Genomic DNA, 16959 nt, shown 5'->3' on the forward strand with positions numbered 1-16959 from the left:
GGAGATCTACCTCACCAAAACCATTTTATCCGCCTTTAAGAACGACGGGGCGGTCAATTGATAGACATAGATTCCCGATGGCAAATCCTTGGCTTCGAAAGTCATCTCTTGCCAGCCCTGTTCCTGTGGTTCATCAGCCAGGATGGCAACTCGTTCCCCCAACAGATTAAGTACTTCCAACCGAATATTTGCTGCCTGCGGCACATAATAGCGAATGGTGGTACGGCTATTGAATGGATTGGGATAGTTTTGAGCCAAGACAAAGGAATTGGGAAGCTCGACTTCGGGCTGGCCCGCCGACGTATCCACCTGCAACACGCTGCCGATGGTCTCCAACAATGGCTGGCTATTTCCCATATCGTCCTGACTCAATTCCCAGATGATGACCCCGCCTAATTTTTTCAGCCGAACATATTCACATTTAAGCCGCACCGAAACCGTGTCGTCAAAACTCAGGACTTTGGTCCGATTCGGGTTGGTGAGATAGGGCACCTGGGATAGATTATCCCAATGATAGGTCCATCCCGCTGCGATCAAAGGGATGATTTCGGAATACCGCCGATCGACGCAGCCCGTGCTCAGTCCGTACAATTGGCTGGCGGTGAATTCTTTGCCATAAAATGGGATACCAAGAAAAATCTTTTCAGGAGGCAGGCCACGGGATAGCAGGTATTGAATCCCTCGATCCACCGAGCCCTCGGGTTCATTGGCTGGGGCAAAGAGCGGCGAATTGTGCCCCGCATGATTGGTCCAGGAGCCGTGAAAGTCGTAGGTCATTCCGCCGATCCAATCGGTATAATTTTTCAAACTAGCGAAATCGAACCATTTGCCCGACCAATCGCTCACGGGAACCGCCATGGTCAACAGCATATTTGGTTGTGCAGCATCGAACGCTGTCCGCAATTCCTGCATCAGCCGATTGAGATTGATGCGGTCAGCCTCAGACTGGGGGAACTCCCAATCGATGTCGGCGCCATCGTAGCCGTTGTTCAGACAGAAATTTTTAACGTTTTCCACGAACCTGGCTCGGGCCGACGCATTGGCTGCCATGGGCGGAAAACCATCGCAGTTGCCCCAGCCGCCAATAGACACGATGATCTTCTTCCCTGCCTGATGCGTCCTGGCTACCAATTGCGGATAGATGAAATTATCGTACATCGCCAGACTGCCATCGGCCTTGGGCCAGATAAAGGCATGGGCGATATGCGTCAAATGTTTAAACGCCACCTTTTCGGCTGGGAATATCCCCCGTTGCCAGGCGGTGTAATAGCCGACGACTTTCGGGGCTGGTGTTATCTTACAAGCCAACAATGATAAAAATAGCATCAGCAGAGTTAATCTGAATGGTCGTTTTTCGATGATCATTTATAATCTTTCTATCTAAAAATTTAAAAATTCAATCGCAACCCCAACAACACCCTTCTCGGATTCAAAAACAACGGCGCCGTAAACCAGCCGATATCGATGTGATCCTTTTTCCATTCGCCTAACTTATCATTGCCATGCTGGTCACCGCTCTCAAAAGGCAGATGCAGTGAATTTTTGTAGCGATCGAATTGGGCGCTGCTCATATTGGCGAACGACAGTCGTTTCTGATTGAGCAAATTCTGGATCGTCACCACAAATTCCAAATTGATATTGGCGAATCGGAACAGCTTGGATGCCCGCATATCCACATTGGAGTAATCCACGATTTCGATCTTCTTCTGTTGCTCCTCGGGCTCCTGGGGATTGATGATCTGCTTGCCGCCATCCCGCCATTCGAAGAACAAATTGCATAGCAGGCCGCCGAACGGCTTCGTGCCAAACAGCCCTGGCCCCCACTCCTTCGGTGTATGCAGATTCAGGTTGAAATTGGCCTTTGGCAACGGCTCGGTGATGATTAAATTGGCCCAGCGCAGTTCTTCATTGGCACGAAGCCGATTTTCGAACACATTGGCCAGACCGCTGCGGCCGCTGCTTTGCAGCATATATTCGTAATTGCCCCAGAACGTAAAGAATCGCCCCATGTTTTTCTCCAGCCGCAGCTCGATCCCTCGAATGTCTCGATAGGCATCGGGGAAATATTTGTTCACCTCCATCTCTTCATAATAATCGATGTAGCTGCGGCTCAGCGGCTCGTCCTTCACATCTTTGTAATAGAAGGTCACATTAACCAAAAAACTTGATAGGAAGCTCTGCTCATAGCCGAATTCGTAGGCGATGGTCTTGGCCATGGCCAACTCGGGCGTGGGCACAATGACACTGCCCGATGAGATCGATTGGTTATAAAGAAAATTGATATTCGGCCGCTGGTAGAAATGGCCATAATTGAAATAAAGCTTGCTGCTCACCGTGATGGGGAACGCCACGCCCAATCGAGGCGACAGGCGGAACTGGGTCTTGTTTTCGCCGACGGGCCAGCCAGGCGGCTGATCCAGCATGTCCCGAAATTCCACCCATTTCTCCCAGGAACCAAATCGGCCAGGCAGATACTGATAAGTGATGTTGTAAAAATTCGTATAGTCGATATCCAGCGGATGCTTCACGATATAGGATTTTTTATTGGGATTGAAATAATCGGCTCGCAACCCGACATTGGCGATCATGCCCTGGAACTCCAGCTTGTCCTGCAAATATAGACCAATCTCTATTGGATTGACTTTATAATATTGCCAGGTATCGGGCGTCCAGCTTTGCTCGGATTGCAGCCAGGTGCCCGAGTTGACCGATAGATAGTTGTACCTAATATTGAAGCCCGTTTCGATCTGGTGATGCCGTCCCCATTGGGTAGTCAGATCGCCTTTGAGATTGGCCACCCAGGAATACGAAGTGTCTGCTGCCTGCAATCCGCCGTAGAGCCAGAAGAAGTTGGTGATGTCCGTAAGCCAATTGGTGGAGGCATTAGGTGCGCCCATCTTGGGCACGTTGAGCACCCGAAACGAATCCACGTAGGTCCAGGCGCTGGCTTTGGTAGTATCCAGCCCGAAGGGAATTATCTCATGATCAGCATAGCTGAATTGAAAATCGATATTGTAGAAAGTTCGGGGCGTGATGGTGTGAGTAAATTTAGCACCAGCAATGATGAAACGTTGGTCGTAGTTTTGCAATCGGCTTTTGTTGAACATCTGAATAAAGCCTTCGGAGCCGCCCAAAAGTCGTGCCTGTTGTGCCACAGAAGCGGCCGTGCTGCTGAGGAAATTGAAGCGGCTGGAATTGTCGATCAATGCCCCGCCAAACGTGGAGGGTCTACCTGCCGTGACGGTGTTGACTGCCGCATACATCCCATTCAGCGACAGTTTCATATTTCCGCCGAAGCGGGAAGTTAGCTTTAGTTGGCTGTTCCAATCGACATAATTGTTCCGTGGCCCGATGGGGAAGGCAAATTGCGTGTCCTCATATTTGCCAGCCAATAAAAAGGTGGTATTCTTCAGCCAGCTTGCCAGAAATGGGACTGGTCCAGTAATAGTGCCTTCCAAAAAAACATCGGGCTTATTGGCAAATTCGTATTGCGGATGCTGTAAGAGCCACAGCTTCCGTTTCTGCTCGGGCGTCAACTTGGTGTTTTTCGGTAAGCCAATCGCTTCGTAATTCTGCCGCCCCTCGGTGGCTCGCTTCCAGCCTCGGAAATAGCGCAGCTCCGCAGGCACTGTGGTGTCGCCATACGTCCCCTTCCAGGCATAGCCAGTTTCCGATGTATCGGCATAGATGCGGTAGATCAGCGATTCATCGCTCCAGGGATTGACCCCGAAAAATTTCGGCTGATTGGCAGGCGTGTAATCCATTTTAAGCGATACGGTGTACTTATCGGTGGAACCCTCTTTGGTCACCACATTCACCAACCCCGAGCGAAATCCGCCATATTTGGCCTCGAAGCCGCCCGTCAACACCTGCAGCTCTTCCACCGAGGTGGAATTCAGCGACAAATAAGAATTTTCCGATCTTGGGTCCCGCAGCGAAATATCATCCACCCGAACGTCGGTCTCCCGAATGGCGCCACCTCGAATGCTCAGGCCATGCCCATCGTTGCCTGCCACCAGTTCCACTCCTTTGATCTTATTCACGAACTCATCCACTCGCAACACAGGCGCCTCGATGATGCGGTCGCTCAAAATGATCTCCTGCGTGCCCGAGACATCGGCTTTGATCACCTCTCGCTCGGCCACCACCTGCAGCGCCTCCATCTCCAACACCGTGGACTCCAGGGCAAAATCAACGGTGGTAGTTCGGTCAAGATTCACTCGCACCTGCTGCACCACCAGCGAGCTATAGCCCATCATGGTCGCTCGAAGATTATAGGTGCCTGGCGGCACATTAAGGATGACGAAATAGCCATCCGCATCGGCGGCCGCTCCCAGCCTGGCCTCGAGCTTGATCGCTTTGCCCGCCTGCCAGATGCTTTCGATCATCACATTGGCGCCAGGCAGCGGTTCTCGATTGGCCTTGTCAAAAATTCTGCCTGTAATTTTGCCATTGGCGCCATACAGATCCATAACAAGACAGCAAACCAATATAGTCAAAAGAGCGGCTTCAACGAAGCGACGAGCCGAATTCAGTTGTTTCATTTGCATCATGGCATTTTGCTCCTTTGAAATGAAAATATCCTCTTGGATCAATTCAAATTGATCTATTCAATCCATTCAGTTTTGTATGTGTCAAAATTCTAAGAGAAAAAAGGTCTTGCTGAAAGAAATTCCAGATAGAAACACAGTGGCAGAAGAGGTATGTCAGGTTTGTTTTCATGACGAATTCATGTTTAGACGTGTGGTCGCCTGAGATGTAGTCCACTTCCAAAGTGGAATACATCTTAGTCATCTTAATATAACTCAAACTTATCAGTTTGTCAAGCAACTTCTTTTGTTACTAAAAATTTTTTTCTTGAAAAGGGGGGTTGATTTGCGTATATTAGCGCCCTCGCATCAGCCAGGTGGACGAAAATGAAGGCTGACCGATTCATGGGAATTCAAATGAAGGGATCGACCATGCATGTAATGGCGCTGGACCTCGGCGGCACCAAACTGGCCGCTGCGCTTTTTGATGAATCAGGAACCATGACCCACCATCAGGTGCAGCCCCTGGAGAAACGACAGGGCAAAGCAGTCGGAGGGCTAATCACTGACCAGATCGAGCAATTGTTGACAAAGGCTACCTCGCAGCATATCGAAATCAACGCTATCGGAATTTCTATCCCTGGTATTTATTATTCAAAAACAGGAGAGGTCTGGGCACCCAACATTCCTGGCTGGACCGAGTATCCCTTGCTCGACCAGATCAAGGCGATGCTACAGATGAAGTCTATCCAGGTCAAGATCGATAGCGATCGAGCTTGTTATATTTTGGGCGAGACCTGGCAAGGCGCTGCCCGAGGCTGTCAGAACGCCATTTTTCTGGCAATCGGCACGGGCATCGGGGCGGGCATTCTGGTGGACGGACAAATCTTGCGTGGCCATGGCGACATTGCAGGCGCTGTCGGTTGGATGGCGCTGGATCGCTCGTTTCAAGAGGGCTATCGCAATTGCGGCTGTTTCGAATATCACGCCTCGGGCGAGGGCCTAGTCAGGGTTGCTCGATCACTAATCACCGAGGACAAAGACTATTCTGGTCTCCTGCGGCAGAAATCTATCGACCAGATCACCTCCCACGACATTTTCGCCGCTTACCAGCAATCCGATCCGATAGCCACAGCGGTTCTGAGCGAGGCGATCGCCTATTGGGGCATGGCCGTGGCCAATCTGGTGAGCATCTTCAACCCTGAAAAAATTATATTCGGCGGTGGCGTGTTCGGTCCTGCCGCCCAGTTTTTGGATCAGATCAAGCACGAGGCTGAACGCTGGGCCCAGCCGATCAGCATGAAGCAGGTCTCCCTCGAAGTTTCCACTTTGGGCGGCGACGCTGGCCTGATTGGGGCGGGACGATTGGCATTAATGGCGTTGGACAAGCACTTTTGATCTATTTCATTAATTGACCTATTGCAAAATTCCAACAGCAAGCTGTCATGCCTGCGCATGCAGGCATCTCTTTATTCGATTTAATTAAGGATCAGTTTACGAGGAGATTCCTGCATTCGCAGGAATGACATATCCGAACCAAATTTGGCAACAGAAACCAATTTGCAACAGGCTCCTGGAAAGTCCAAATATTTTAGAATCGCCCTGTCATGCCTGCGTATGCAGGCATCTTTTAAATTTCAGACCAAAAGGAAAAAAGGGACTCCTGCATCCGCAGGAGTGACAATAGCTCTATCAATAATGGTCATTAAATAAGGCTGTCATGCCTGCGCATGCAGGCATCTTTCTCTGACTGACCAGAACGAGGAGATATTAATATAGAAATCGGCTATTAGGCAAAATTATTAAATGACTGATCAAGGGTTTCTATTTCCAATTGATAGCAGTAAGCCAACGGATTTCATTTTTGATCCTAATCTGTGGTCGTTCTATCATCCGTGGGGCAATTAATCTGGCCTCTGATGAAAGGACACGGAAATAAAAAAGATCTTGACCACGGAAGTGGAACAACCACAAAAAGCATTCTAAATAAAAGGACAATCCGTGGCTGTTCTATCATCTGTGGGGCAACTAATTTGGCCTCAGAATTGAAAGGCCACAGAAATATTGACCACGGAAGTGGAACAACCACAGAAAACAATCTAAAAAAAACAATCTGTGGTTGTCTTATCATCGGTGGGGCAATTTAATCTGGTCTCAGAATTGAAAAAGATCTTGACCACGGAAATGGAACAACCACAGAAAGCTATTTTAAAGTGCCATCCGTGGTCGTTCTACCATCCGTGGGGATAAATTTCCGTTGGAAATTCTGAAGGAGAAAAATAATGTATCACCGCAAACTTGTCTTCGCTAGTGCCTGTCTTGGTATGCTAATGTTCGGAATTGTCTTCACCACCCTGGGTTCAGCGCTACCTGCCATTATCGAGGCCTCCCCATTCATCACCAAAGCGATGGCTGGCTCGCTGATGGTCTTTCTATCAGCGGGGATTCTGGCTGGCTCCGTGGTATTTGGCCCCACCGTGGATCGTTATGGTTATAAAAATTTATTCATCATCTGCACGGCCCTTATTGGCCTGGGCCTGGTGGGGATCGCCTATTCGCTCACGGCCTGGTGGCTGCGGCTCTCGTTGCTGGTGATCGGCTTTGGCGGTGGAGTGCTGAACGGTGCGACCAATGCTTTAGTGGCCGATATCGCCGAAACAGGCAAGAGCGCAGGCCTAAGCTTATTGGGCGTCTTCTTTGGCATCGGCGCCATTGGCGTGCCCTTTCTCTTGGGCATGTTGCTCCATCTGGCCTCCTATCGAACCATCCTCGCTGCGGTGGGCGCACTCATGTTGTTGCCGATGATTTATTATATCGAGATTCGTTTCCCATCGCCCAAGCAGGCCCAGGGCTTCCCCATCCGTCAGGCGACGAAATTGGTGAGAGAAGGAACTTTGTGGCTCTTCGGCTTCATCCTGTTTTTGCAGAGCGGCATGGAGTTTACCGTGGGCAATTGGACAGCGCTATTTTTAAAAGAAGAATTGACCATCGTCGCCAGTCGGGCAGCATTGTTGTTTTCCGTTTATTGGCTTGGCCTCACCCTGGCAAGATTTGTACTGGGCTACCTGCTCAAAAAGATCTCCCCAGCCGTCGTCCAATACTGCAGCCTGGGCATCGCCTTCATCGGCGCTCTGGTGATGATATTTTCTCACCAATTAGAATTTTCCATATTCGGGCTGACGTTGGTCGGATTGGGCTTTGCCGCTTGCTATCCCATCATGCTCGGCTATGTGGGAGAACGCTACGCCCATCTTTCAGGCACGGCGTTCAGCATGGTGCTGGTCATCGCTTTATTGGGCGGCACCTTGTTCCCGTATCTCACGGGCGCCTTCGGCCAATGGTTCGGCTTGCGCTATTCATTCAGCATTATCCCGATCAGCTTATTGGCGAGTGCTGTTCTGTTTACCATTGTTCTCAATCGAATGCATCGAAATTCAACCAGTATTTAAATCTCTAAAATGAACTCAAAAATTTTAAAAAAGTTCTTGCCCGCTGAAGACATGAAATAACACGAAAATTCACGCTCAAAGGATATCTTCATCAGTGCCTATCTTATTCTGCTGCGGAATTTTGCACTAAATTTTCATGTTAGAATTTTAGTTGGAATTAAATCATATCAAAAATTGAGGAAAAAATTATGCTGGCATCAATCTGGTTAAGCAATGCAAAGGCAGTGATGGATCGAATTGCCGAAACGCAAATGGAAAATATCAAACAAGCGGCTGAATGGATGGCGGATTCCATCGCCATTGGTCGCTGGGTGCACACCTTTGGCTGCGGCCACGCCACCTTGCCTGTGGAAGAAATGTATCCCCGCATCGGTGGCTTTGTCGGCTTTCATCCGATGATCGAACTGCCGCTCACCTTTTTCACGCATATCGTCGGCGAAATGGGAATTCACCAGTTCTTATTTTTAGAGCGAGCCGAAGGCTTTGGCAAAGAGATCATGAAAAGCTATAATTTCGATCCACGGGATACCATGTGGCTGTTCTCTCATTCGGGCATCAACAACGTCAATATCGACATTGCCCTGGAGGCGAAAAACATCGGTATGAAAGTCGTGGTCGCTGGTTCGGCCAATGCGTTTAAGGACAAACAGACCCGCCATTCATCTGGCAAAAAATTGTTCGAAGTGGCTGATATTGTCATCGACACCTGCGTGCCCTCAGAGGACGCCTCCGTACCGCTCAAAAACCATTTCGATAAAGTCGGCCCAGTTTCCACCATCGCTTTCGTCACCGTGGTCTGGATGACCATCACCACCGTGGCCGAAATTCTGGCCGATCGAGGCGTCAAATTATTCATTCATCCCTCCCACAACTTGCCAGGGGATACCACTGCGAGGGAGCGACTGGACAATGCGCTGCGGGAATATAAGAGGCGGATCACTGGTGTTTGAACAGGATCTTTTTGTATTGATGACGGCAAAAATAAATAAAATGCGAGTCTTTCGCCAACTGATAGCTGAGGCTGGTTAAATAAAATAGCTTTGTGACACAGAGATCAGGGTGGAACAGAAAGTTCATTAAGAAAAAAATCCATTTTGCTTGCTCCCTGACCTCTGTGATTGCTTTGTGAACTCTGTGATTAGAACAATTTCTTTGAGGAATGATCAGTCGATTTTAGAAGAGAATTAAATCGCTGGGCGCTGAGCGAATCTGCGTTACTGTAAACCGAATCCTTCATCCTTTTTCAAAGGCAATGGGAGGCCGATCTCAAGCCCTGGTTCGCCAGAAGATTCTTCGTTGCCCCAAAAATTAAAATCCAATGTTGGAAAAGCGATAAAACCGAAGAACATGGTTGTCCTAGGGTAGACTTTTAGCTTATCGTCCCCCTTGCCAAACAACAGTCCAAATCCGATTCCGACCGTGATAGGTGAGTCTTCAGAAAACGATCGTCCTACCTGAGCATCCAGATAAATAAATCTTCTGGGAATTTGTTCAGAGCGTTCAAATGCTTTCGTTCCAAAAGTCAAATTCACATAGCTGACATGATCAAGATTTGCCATTCCAATACTGATTTTGGGCCCCATGGTAAAGCCGCGATTGGAGTCCCAACCGATTTTGATCCCGGGACAGATATAGGGCATCAGTTCGGATGCACCAATTTTATTAGAAAAAAAAACACAAGCTAACCATATTACTGCCATCGCTCGCAATGGCAACCGGAATGATCTCATGATGGACCTCCCATGGTTTGCCAAATGCAAAATATTTTTTGAAACATTCAAGGCCACACAATAATTTCAATGGGCACTGAATTATTTGTCGCTAAATTTTGGCTGTCGTTTCTGAATAAATGCCGATACGCCTTCTCGCATATCCGCGGTCTCGCAGATTTGGCCGAATAATTTTGCCTCATATTTTAATCCGTCTTCCAATTTCATTTCATATCCGGTCTTGATTGCATCGATGGCTTTGGCAACCGCAATGGCACCTTTGGAGGTTATCTTTTTCGCTAATCCCACAGCCTGTTTGACCACGTCCATATTTGGCACCACTTTGTTGACCAGCCCGATCCGATATGCCTCTTGCGCAGAGATGCGATCCCCAGTCAAGATCAACTCCATAGCGCGAGCTTGATTCACTAAGCGCGCCAAGCGCTGGGTTCCTCCGAAACCGGGAATGATCCCCAAATTGATCTCCGGTTGCCCTAACTGGGCACGATCGCCGCAAACTCTCAAATGACAAGCCATAGCGAGTTCCAGTCCGCCGCCCAGGCACATGCCATTGATGGCAGCGATAAATGGTTTGGGCGAGCGATCAATTTTATTAATGATCCCCTGCCCTTTCAAGCAAATTTCCTCCCCCTGCTGGGCGTTTTGAATGGTGGCAATTTCATTGATATCTGCTCCAGCAATAAAAAACATCCCTGCCCCGGTGATAACGGCCGCTTTAATGTCCTTATTCGAAATCACCTCATCGATCGCTTGGTTCAACTCATCCATTGTTGGCGTATTCAGCGCATTGGCCGGCGGATGATCGATCACAATCGTCGCCACTCGATCTTCAACCGTCATTTTAATATTTTGCCATTCCATGATTTGCTCCTTTCACGAATTTAGATTTTCTATTTTCGATTTTACGAGCAGCATCTACTCTCTCCGTGAACTCCCTGAACACTGATCACTGATCACTGATCACTGATTACTGATTACTGACCACTGATTACTGACCACTGATTACTGATCATTGATTACCGAATTTACGCTAATGCGTGTAAAACCCCCTCCCTGTCTTTTCCCCTAACAATCCAGCGGCCACCATTCGCTTCAGCAAATGAGCTGGCCAAAATCGCATTCCCAGCTCGTCCTTGAATTTCTCCAGGCCTTCGAGCACCACATCGAGCCCGATTTTGTCGGCATATTTCAGAGGGCCGCCCAATTCTTGAGGAAAACCAGTGCCAGCCATCATCGCAATATCGATGTCCGTTGCCGAGGCGATTTTCTCCTGTAATACCAATACGGCTTCGTTGATCATGATATAGAGCAATCGTTCTGGTGAAAAAGTGGTCTTCTTCAATCCCTCCGCTTGTTGAATCTCCTTCACAATGGCTTGCAACTCTTTCTCCGAACCATCTGCATCATAGAAACCAGCCCCGGTTTTTTGACCCAATCGTCCTTTTTCAAACATCTTCTGGTTGAGACTGGCTACTGGCATCCTAGGACCGTACGCATTGTACATGATTTGAGCGACTTTATAGCAAACATCCAAGCCCAACATATCGGACAAAGTGAACGGCCCCATGGGCATCCCGAAATTAACCATGGCTTGATCAATTTCAGTGGCAGTGGCAGCACCTTCAGTCAGAGCGATCACTGCCTCTGTAATATAAGGCATAAGGAGGCGATTGACCAAAAAGCCGGGACATTCTTCCACGCGCACAGCCAGCTTGCGCAACGATTCAGCAAATGCCATCACATCCATCACCGTCTCTTCGGAGGTCTGCAAGCCAGGGATCACCTCTACCAGCTTCATCACGTGGGCTGGATTGAAGAAATGCATACCAATCACTTTCTCGGGCCGTTTGGTTGCCGCAGCAATTTCAGAGATAGAAAGCGCTGAGGTATTGGTCGCCAGAATCGTGCTTGGGGGACAGACTTCATCGAGTTCTCTGAAGACTTGTTTTTTGATCTTGATATCCTCTGGCACCGCCTCAATTACAATATCAACGTCGGAGAAATCGTCATAAGAGGTGGTTCCCGATGCCAAGACGATCTTGGGTTCAATTTCGCTGGCGGTCATCTTGCCCTTTTTCACCCGCGACTCGTAAATGGACCGAACCTTGTCAAGCGCTTTCTGCACCGCTTCTTGGTTAATATCTTTGATCACGACTGGAATGCCTGAAAACGTGATCACCTGGGCAATACTGCCGCCCATGGTACCACCGCCAACAACGGCTGCTTTATAAATATACATAATTGCCTCCTTCCAGATTCAATGTTCAATTTAAAGTCTCTCAAACTGAAAAGCAAAAATCGCTTCCTTCAGAGCCATTCGTTTGCCCTTTTGGGGGACGTGAAACGATGAGAGGATGACAAGGTCACGCTCTTTCGATCACAATTGCTCCCCCCATACCGCCACCGACACAGGCGGCTGCCACGCCGAATCGACCATTCCGATTCCTCAGAATATGTTGCAAAGTGACAACCATCCGAGCACCAGTGGCTCCCACGGGATGCCCCAGAGCAATGGCACCTCCATTGACATTAAATTTCTCATCAGGGATTTTAAGCTCCCTTTTGCTGGGAATTACCTGAGCGGCAAACGCCTCATTAATTTCGAAAAAGTCGATGTCCTCCATTTTTACTCCCGCCTTCTTCAGCGCTAGCGGCACAGCGTAGATCGGGCCCTCTCCCATAAAAGCGGGATTCAATGCCGCATAACCGTATCCCCGCACATAAAATTCTGGCGTGATCCCCAATTCTTTCGCCTTATCCTCGCTTAGCACGAACAGCGCCGCCGCTCCATCGCTGATCGGGCAGGAATTGCCCGGCGTAACCGTTCCGTTCTCTTTGAACACCGTGGGATATAGTGCTAACATTTGTTTGGTAAGCCCAATATTGATGCATTCGTCCTCAGCGAAAATTTCTGGCGCCACCTCTTTACCCGCCATTTTTTTCGGAATCTGCATCACTGCGATTTCGTCCTTAAATCGACCCTCTCGAGTTGCACGGAATGCTTTCTTGTGGCTCTGCAGCGCAAATTCATCCTGCTCCTCCCTTGTGATGCCGTATTTCTCAGCCACATTCTCCGCTGTTCGTCCCATGATCTGCCCGACAATCGGATCAGTGAGTCCCTCCCAGAGCGCATCGATCAATTCGCCATGACGCAAACGATAGCCAAAGCGGGCATTCCGAAGCAGATAAGCGGCATTGGACATGCTCTCAGTGCCTCCAACAAGGAAAACATCGCCGTCGCCTGCCTGAATGGCCTGATAGGCGGAAGTAATCGCCTGAATGCTGGAGACACAATTGCGCTGGACGGTATAGGCTGGGACATGCTCTGGAATCCCAGCCATGAGCGCTGCAACGCGGGCAATGTTGGGTGCATCCGAGCTCTGAATTATGCAGCCAGCGATCACATCATCTATAATCATCGGATCGATGCCCGCCCGCTTTATGGCTTCCTGAAAAACAAACTTCAACAGTTCCTGAGCCGTAATGTCACGCAAGGCTCCTCCAAAATTCCCTATCGGCGTTCGAACACCTCGGGTCAAAACGACTTTTTTCATCAGGACCTCCAGGTTTGGTGAATCTTAGGTAGGTTGGATTATTGAAATTTTCATGAGATAGTCTACCAATCTCTTTTCCTTAAGATCGGATAGCGTGCTGCAATGGGATATTTTTCTTCGGTCTCAGAACATTAATTGAATTCAAATAATCTGCAAAATCGGTGTCAAGCCGTCCGTTTGCTGGCGGATAACCATCTTTTAAGCCTCTAATTCCCAAGAGAAGAAAGATTCCTTTATCCCAAAAAGTGATTGGCATTCTCTCCAATTGTTCATCTTTCGTCAATAAAAATTGTTATCAACGGAGCAAAATATGAAAATTCTGTTTGGATGTGCATTACTTTAGCTGTCTCTCACCCCGCCAATATCTTAGCTTGCCCACGCCTGGTGCATCCGGGCTGCCGTCGAACGCCAGGCTAAATTGGGCTGGTTTGGGATCCAACAGCCAAGCATCTTTGTATTTGATCCTTGTCAAATTCACGGCTGTGTAGTTCAATTTTTTGCCTTCTTTCATTGCAAATAGAAAATCGCCATTTGTCTCAAAATCACCATAAGCAATGCGGCCTGATTCATAAGTGTATTTGGGCCTTCGCCAATCACGAATCATATCCATCCGCAGATCCTGTTTGGCGCCAATTGTGAATTGCCTATCGGCATCTTGAATTTCGATCGCCAGTGCGGCATTCTCCGGCTCAGTGTTTAGAACCTTGATATTATCCATCCATTGCTGTGGCGCTTCATTGGCAGGATGCGGAATCAGGACAGTAATAAAGCCGATGTGCTGTCCTAATTCAAAATGTTGGCCCGTCATCTGATAAATAGCGAGCTCATTCTGATAATATCTTTTTTCCGATTCGATTCCTTCTAAACGAAAATGCGTTTGAGGGAAAAGAATGAGGAGATGTTGATCGGCGGGGAGGGCTAATTTTCCCAGAGAATCATAAACCACATCGTACCAATGATTGCCCTGGGCAACAATCTTTCTGGTATGCCACACATTGGCGATTGTAAAAAATTCCTCCACCCTAGTTTTGAAAATATCGAACACCACGAACAGCTCTAGGGCTTTGACGTAAGTGATCACCCGATCCCACTCATATCCCAACTTATCGTCAATCACCCGGGTGCGACTATAATCGAACTCGGGCAAGGAGATAAAATCGATTTTTTGAGTCCGCACCTGTCGGTAAGAGCCAGCGTTGTGCAAGAAATCCAGCAATGGTTGGCCTGGCACTGCGTCACGCATCTGGTAGCGGTACTCACCCTCCTTCTGCCCCATCCAGATCTTTTCCTGGCGCACGCAGAGGCGATTATGGAAGTAATCTTGGCGATACGCTCCGAATGGACCACTGGGCATATAGTCTCGATACCCGCCATCATGAAGGAGAATCGCGCCATTGTTCATGAGCAGGACGATGCTGTTTTCATCGGCATGACCATGGGTCATTTTTTCCTCTTCCACAGGAATCGTATCGCGCAAATAGTCTCGAAAAATACGGCCGCCATCACCTTCGTCCCTATAATTCAATAACAGATAAGTGGAGTTCGCCTGCCAGCCATTTCGGAGCACGATTTTCTTGCCGACGATGTCGTCCATGACTTCCTCGCTCAACTCCGTTGGTGGCTCTGCCGCGAGATCGACGTCGCTGCCGAAGCGATAGCAATCCAACAACATGCATCCCAAGCTTGCGCTTTTAGCATTATCAAATTTTATAAATTTTTTGGCAATGATGCTTGCTGCCCACTTGAGATGAGAATCGCGATAGGCTCGGGCTGCGGCTTCGAAGAACACGAGGAAACGATCCCAATTGGAATGCCAATTGGCATCGCCAAAATCTGGGATCATGCCATCTGGACACATCAAGTGCAAAAAATATTGAGCATTGTAGTACATCTCTGGAGTGCGAAACAGTTCGTCCATCTTGCCCAATGCATCCGCGTAACCTAACAGCGAATAAAGCCAAACCGCATTGTACAGACTAGCATCCTCGATCTCCCAATTTCCCCAATTGTCCATACCGATCGATTTTTCCAGCATTCTCCAGATGGGAGCACGGGGATGATCTGGCATTGCTCGGATTGCCCAAGCAAGACATTCAGCTCGCAGGATGCCTCGATTCATCGCCCCCCATTCTTGAGTCCGCAAGATGAAATCCATGCTTTCAGCAATGATGGCTTCTATTGTTTTTTGTTCCGATGGAGATAGATATTTAAGCCGTTTCAAAGTTTCATAAGATCGGATATAGCGCATGGCTGTAAAGATATTGGGCAAGGCAGGTAGCCCATCTTCATAATCGGCACGCCGTTTGATCGCAGTTTCTGGATACTCTTTACGATAATCGCCATAGCTCAAGAGCACTTGTTTTGCCCGATCGGCGTAATCCTTTTTCCCTTCAGCCTCAAAAAGAAAAGCATAAATAGTTGCCATCTCAAGAAGGGCGCCAGGGGGAATGTAACCGAAGGCAGAATTGGGGTCCAGATTTTTTTTCCAAACTGAAATCAATGAATCATGATGTTGCCAGGTCCAATCGGCAGTGTTACGGGAGAATTCGAGGTAGTGGCGAAGTGGGATTGGCTCAACCGAAAATATTTCTGTACAAAACAAACACAGTAAGACGATTAGGCCGAATGCAAGTCTTCTCATTTATCTTCCTCCATCCGATTTGGATTTTTATCGCGGGTACAACCTGCTTGAGAATTGATCAATCAATGATGTCCTACAAAACGGCTGCTTGATTAGGGGTGTGGCGCTTAGAATCAACAAGTTTTTTGATGGGAAAAATCCACATCAGCGATGAACTGCATTTGCTCTCTGAACCGCGGTTTATGTTGCAATTCAATTAATGACCTGCGCTCGTCGGCTTAGCCAGAATCCCATAAATAAAAATGTCCCCCAGCGTTTGAGCAGATGTGGCGAGGCTATACCGTTTGTTTTTGGACAACACCCAGAAACCAGACAGCTCATCCAGCGCGCCAAACAGGATTCGTTTGGCGATCCCGGGAATAATATCAGGCCGAACCTCGCCGTTCTTCTGGCCTTGAATGATAATAGATGAGATGATGTTCAAATAGTCGTTTAGCTTGCTGCCCATATACTCTTTCATGAATTTATGGCTCTGGCGCAGCTCAATTTGCAATACTTCGGCCAATTCCTTATTGCTGGCAATGACCTCAAGATGAATTTGAATGAATTTTCTGATCTTGTTCTCAAAACCTTCTTCCTTGGCGACCTCCTCCTTCATGCGCCGAATGATTTTAACCATTTCTTCCTCGAAAAGGGAGATGAGTAAATCATCTTTGTTTTTGAAATAGAGATAAATCGTACCGTCAGCGACATTGGCTAGCTTGGCAATCTGGGCAATAGTGGATTTGTAGAAACCGTGCTGCGCAAAAATTTGTGTTGCTGCCTTAAGGATCCGTTCGCGCTTGTCATTGCTGTTCTGTTTCATCTAATTGATTTTCCCTTCATCATTCATTGGTTGTTTGTCTTATTTATAAGGTCGAAGAATCATTTAATCGGATTTGCTGAATGAGCATTCATTCACTAATTTACATTTTTTTCTTTCAATGTCAAGTAGTTTTTCTGTCGAAATTTCATTAGCTTATCTTTTTTTGCGGTGAAGAAAATATTCCTTGACATTTTAAAAATTTTATTTTATTATTAAAGGTTATGAATATAGATTTTTTTCAGTTAACAAAT

General features: G+C 47.9%; 11 protein-coding genes. 3 read left to right on the plus strand and 8 right to left on the minus strand.

Annotation, left to right across the window (positions count from 1 at the left end; genetic code table 11):
• Positions 1-6: 6 nt before the first annotated feature.
• Entirely contained in the window at positions 7-1365 is a 1359-nt protein-coding gene (locus ONB37_05035; GenBank protein MDZ7399511.1) for a glycosyl hydrolase family 18 protein, read from the minus strand.
• A 23-nt stretch (positions 1366-1388) separates the two neighbouring features.
• On the minus strand, positions 1389-4553 hold the full coding sequence (locus ONB37_05040; GenBank protein MDZ7399512.1) for a TonB-dependent receptor: 3165 nt from the start codon (positions 4551-4553) through the stop codon (positions 1389-1391).
• Between the two features lie 363 nt (positions 4554-4916).
• On the opposite strand from ONB37_05040, the gene ONB37_05045 reads away from it, so the two are divergent.
• The 3 genes from ONB37_05045 (at position 4917) to ONB37_05055 (ending at position 8928) form a co-directional block, all read left to right on the plus strand.
• Positions 4917-5927 carry an ROK family protein gene (locus ONB37_05045; protein MDZ7399513.1) on the plus strand — a complete coding sequence of 337 codons (1011 nt, stop codon included), beginning with the start codon at positions 4917-4919 and terminating at the stop codon, positions 5925-5927.
• A gap of 884 nt (positions 5928-6811) precedes the next feature.
• A complete protein-coding gene (locus ONB37_05050) occupies positions 6812-7978 on the plus strand; it encodes an MFS transporter (GenBank protein MDZ7399514.1) in 1167 nt (388 codons plus the stop codon).
• Positions 7979-8166: 188 nt separating this feature from the next.
• A complete protein-coding gene (locus ONB37_05055) occupies positions 8167-8928 on the plus strand; it encodes a sugar isomerase domain-containing protein (protein ID MDZ7399515.1) in 762 nt (253 codons plus the stop codon).
• A 264-nt stretch (positions 8929-9192) separates the two neighbouring features.
• Here the strand turns inward: ONB37_05055 and ONB37_05060 are convergent, their stop codons facing one another.
• The 6 genes from ONB37_05060 to ONB37_05085 all read right to left on the minus strand — a co-directional run bounded on the left by ONB37_05060 (position 9193) and on the right by ONB37_05085 (position 16708).
• Positions 9193-9708 carry a hypothetical protein gene (locus ONB37_05060; protein MDZ7399516.1) on the minus strand — a complete coding sequence of 172 codons (516 nt, stop codon included), beginning with the start codon at positions 9706-9708 and terminating at the stop codon, positions 9193-9195.
• Between the two features lie 81 nt (positions 9709-9789).
• Positions 9790-10569 carry an enoyl-CoA hydratase-related protein gene (locus ONB37_05065; GenBank protein MDZ7399517.1) on the minus strand — a complete coding sequence of 260 codons (780 nt, stop codon included), beginning with the start codon at positions 10567-10569 and terminating at the stop codon, positions 9790-9792.
• A 169-nt stretch (positions 10570-10738) separates the two neighbouring features.
• A complete protein-coding gene (locus tag ONB37_05070; protein MDZ7399518.1) occupies positions 10739-11947 on the minus strand; it encodes a 3-hydroxyacyl-CoA dehydrogenase in 1209 nt (402 codons plus the stop codon).
• Between the two features lie 124 nt (positions 11948-12071).
• The gene (locus ONB37_05075; protein ID MDZ7399519.1) at positions 12072-13262 is read right to left on the minus strand and encodes a thiolase family protein; all 1191 of its coding nucleotides are present in this window, start codon (positions 13260-13262) and stop codon (positions 12072-12074) included.
• 334 nt (positions 13263-13596) lie between these two features.
• Positions 13597-15903: a hypothetical protein gene (locus ONB37_05080; GenBank protein MDZ7399520.1), complete on the minus strand. Its 2307-nt coding sequence runs from the start codon at positions 15901-15903 to the stop codon at positions 13597-13599.
• A 196-nt stretch (positions 15904-16099) separates the two neighbouring features.
• A complete protein-coding gene (locus ONB37_05085; GenBank protein MDZ7399521.1) occupies positions 16100-16708 on the minus strand; it encodes a TetR family transcriptional regulator in 609 nt (202 codons plus the stop codon).
• Positions 16709-16959 lie beyond the last annotated feature (251 nt).

Source organism: candidate division KSB1 bacterium, from assembly GCA_034506395.1.
GTDB lineage: Bacteria > Zhuqueibacterota > Zhuqueibacteria > Thermofontimicrobiales > Thermofontimicrobiaceae > Thermofontimicrobium.

Excerpts from the sequence above, each read along its gene's own strand:
- ONB37_05035 (MDZ7399511.1), bottom strand. The coding sequence starts at position 1,365 with ATGATCATCGAAAAACGACCATTCAGATTAACTCTGCTGATGCTATTT.
- ONB37_05040 (MDZ7399512.1), bottom strand. The coding sequence starts at position 4,553 with ATGATGCAAATGAAACAACTGAATTCGGCTCGTCGCTTCGTTGAAGCC.
- ONB37_05045 (MDZ7399513.1), top strand. The coding sequence starts at position 4,917 with ATGAAGGCTGACCGATTCATGGGAATTCAAATGAAGGGATCGACCATG.
- ONB37_05050 (MDZ7399514.1), top strand. The coding sequence starts at position 6,812 with ATGTATCACCGCAAACTTGTCTTCGCTAGTGCCTGTCTTGGTATGCTA.
- ONB37_05055 (MDZ7399515.1), top strand. The coding sequence starts at position 8,167 with ATGCTGGCATCAATCTGGTTAAGCAATGCAAAGGCAGTGATGGATCGA.
- ONB37_05060 (MDZ7399516.1), bottom strand. The coding sequence starts at position 9,708 with ATGAGATCATTCCGGTTGCCATTGCGAGCGATGGCAGTAATATGGTTA.
- ONB37_05065 (MDZ7399517.1), bottom strand. The coding sequence starts at position 10,569 with ATGGAATGGCAAAATATTAAAATGACGGTTGAAGATCGAGTGGCGACG.
- ONB37_05070 (MDZ7399518.1), bottom strand. The coding sequence starts at position 11,947 with ATGTATATTTATAAAGCAGCCGTTGTTGGCGGTGGTACCATGGGCGGC.
- ONB37_05075 (MDZ7399519.1), bottom strand. The coding sequence starts at position 13,262 with ATGAAAAAAGTCGTTTTGACCCGAGGTGTTCGAACGCCGATAGGGAAT.
- ONB37_05080 (MDZ7399520.1), bottom strand. The coding sequence starts at position 15,903 with ATGAGAAGACTTGCATTCGGCCTAATCGTCTTACTGTGTTTGTTTTGT.
- ONB37_05085 (MDZ7399521.1), bottom strand. The coding sequence starts at position 16,708 with ATGAAACAGAACAGCAATGACAAGCGCGAACGGATCCTTAAGGCAGCA.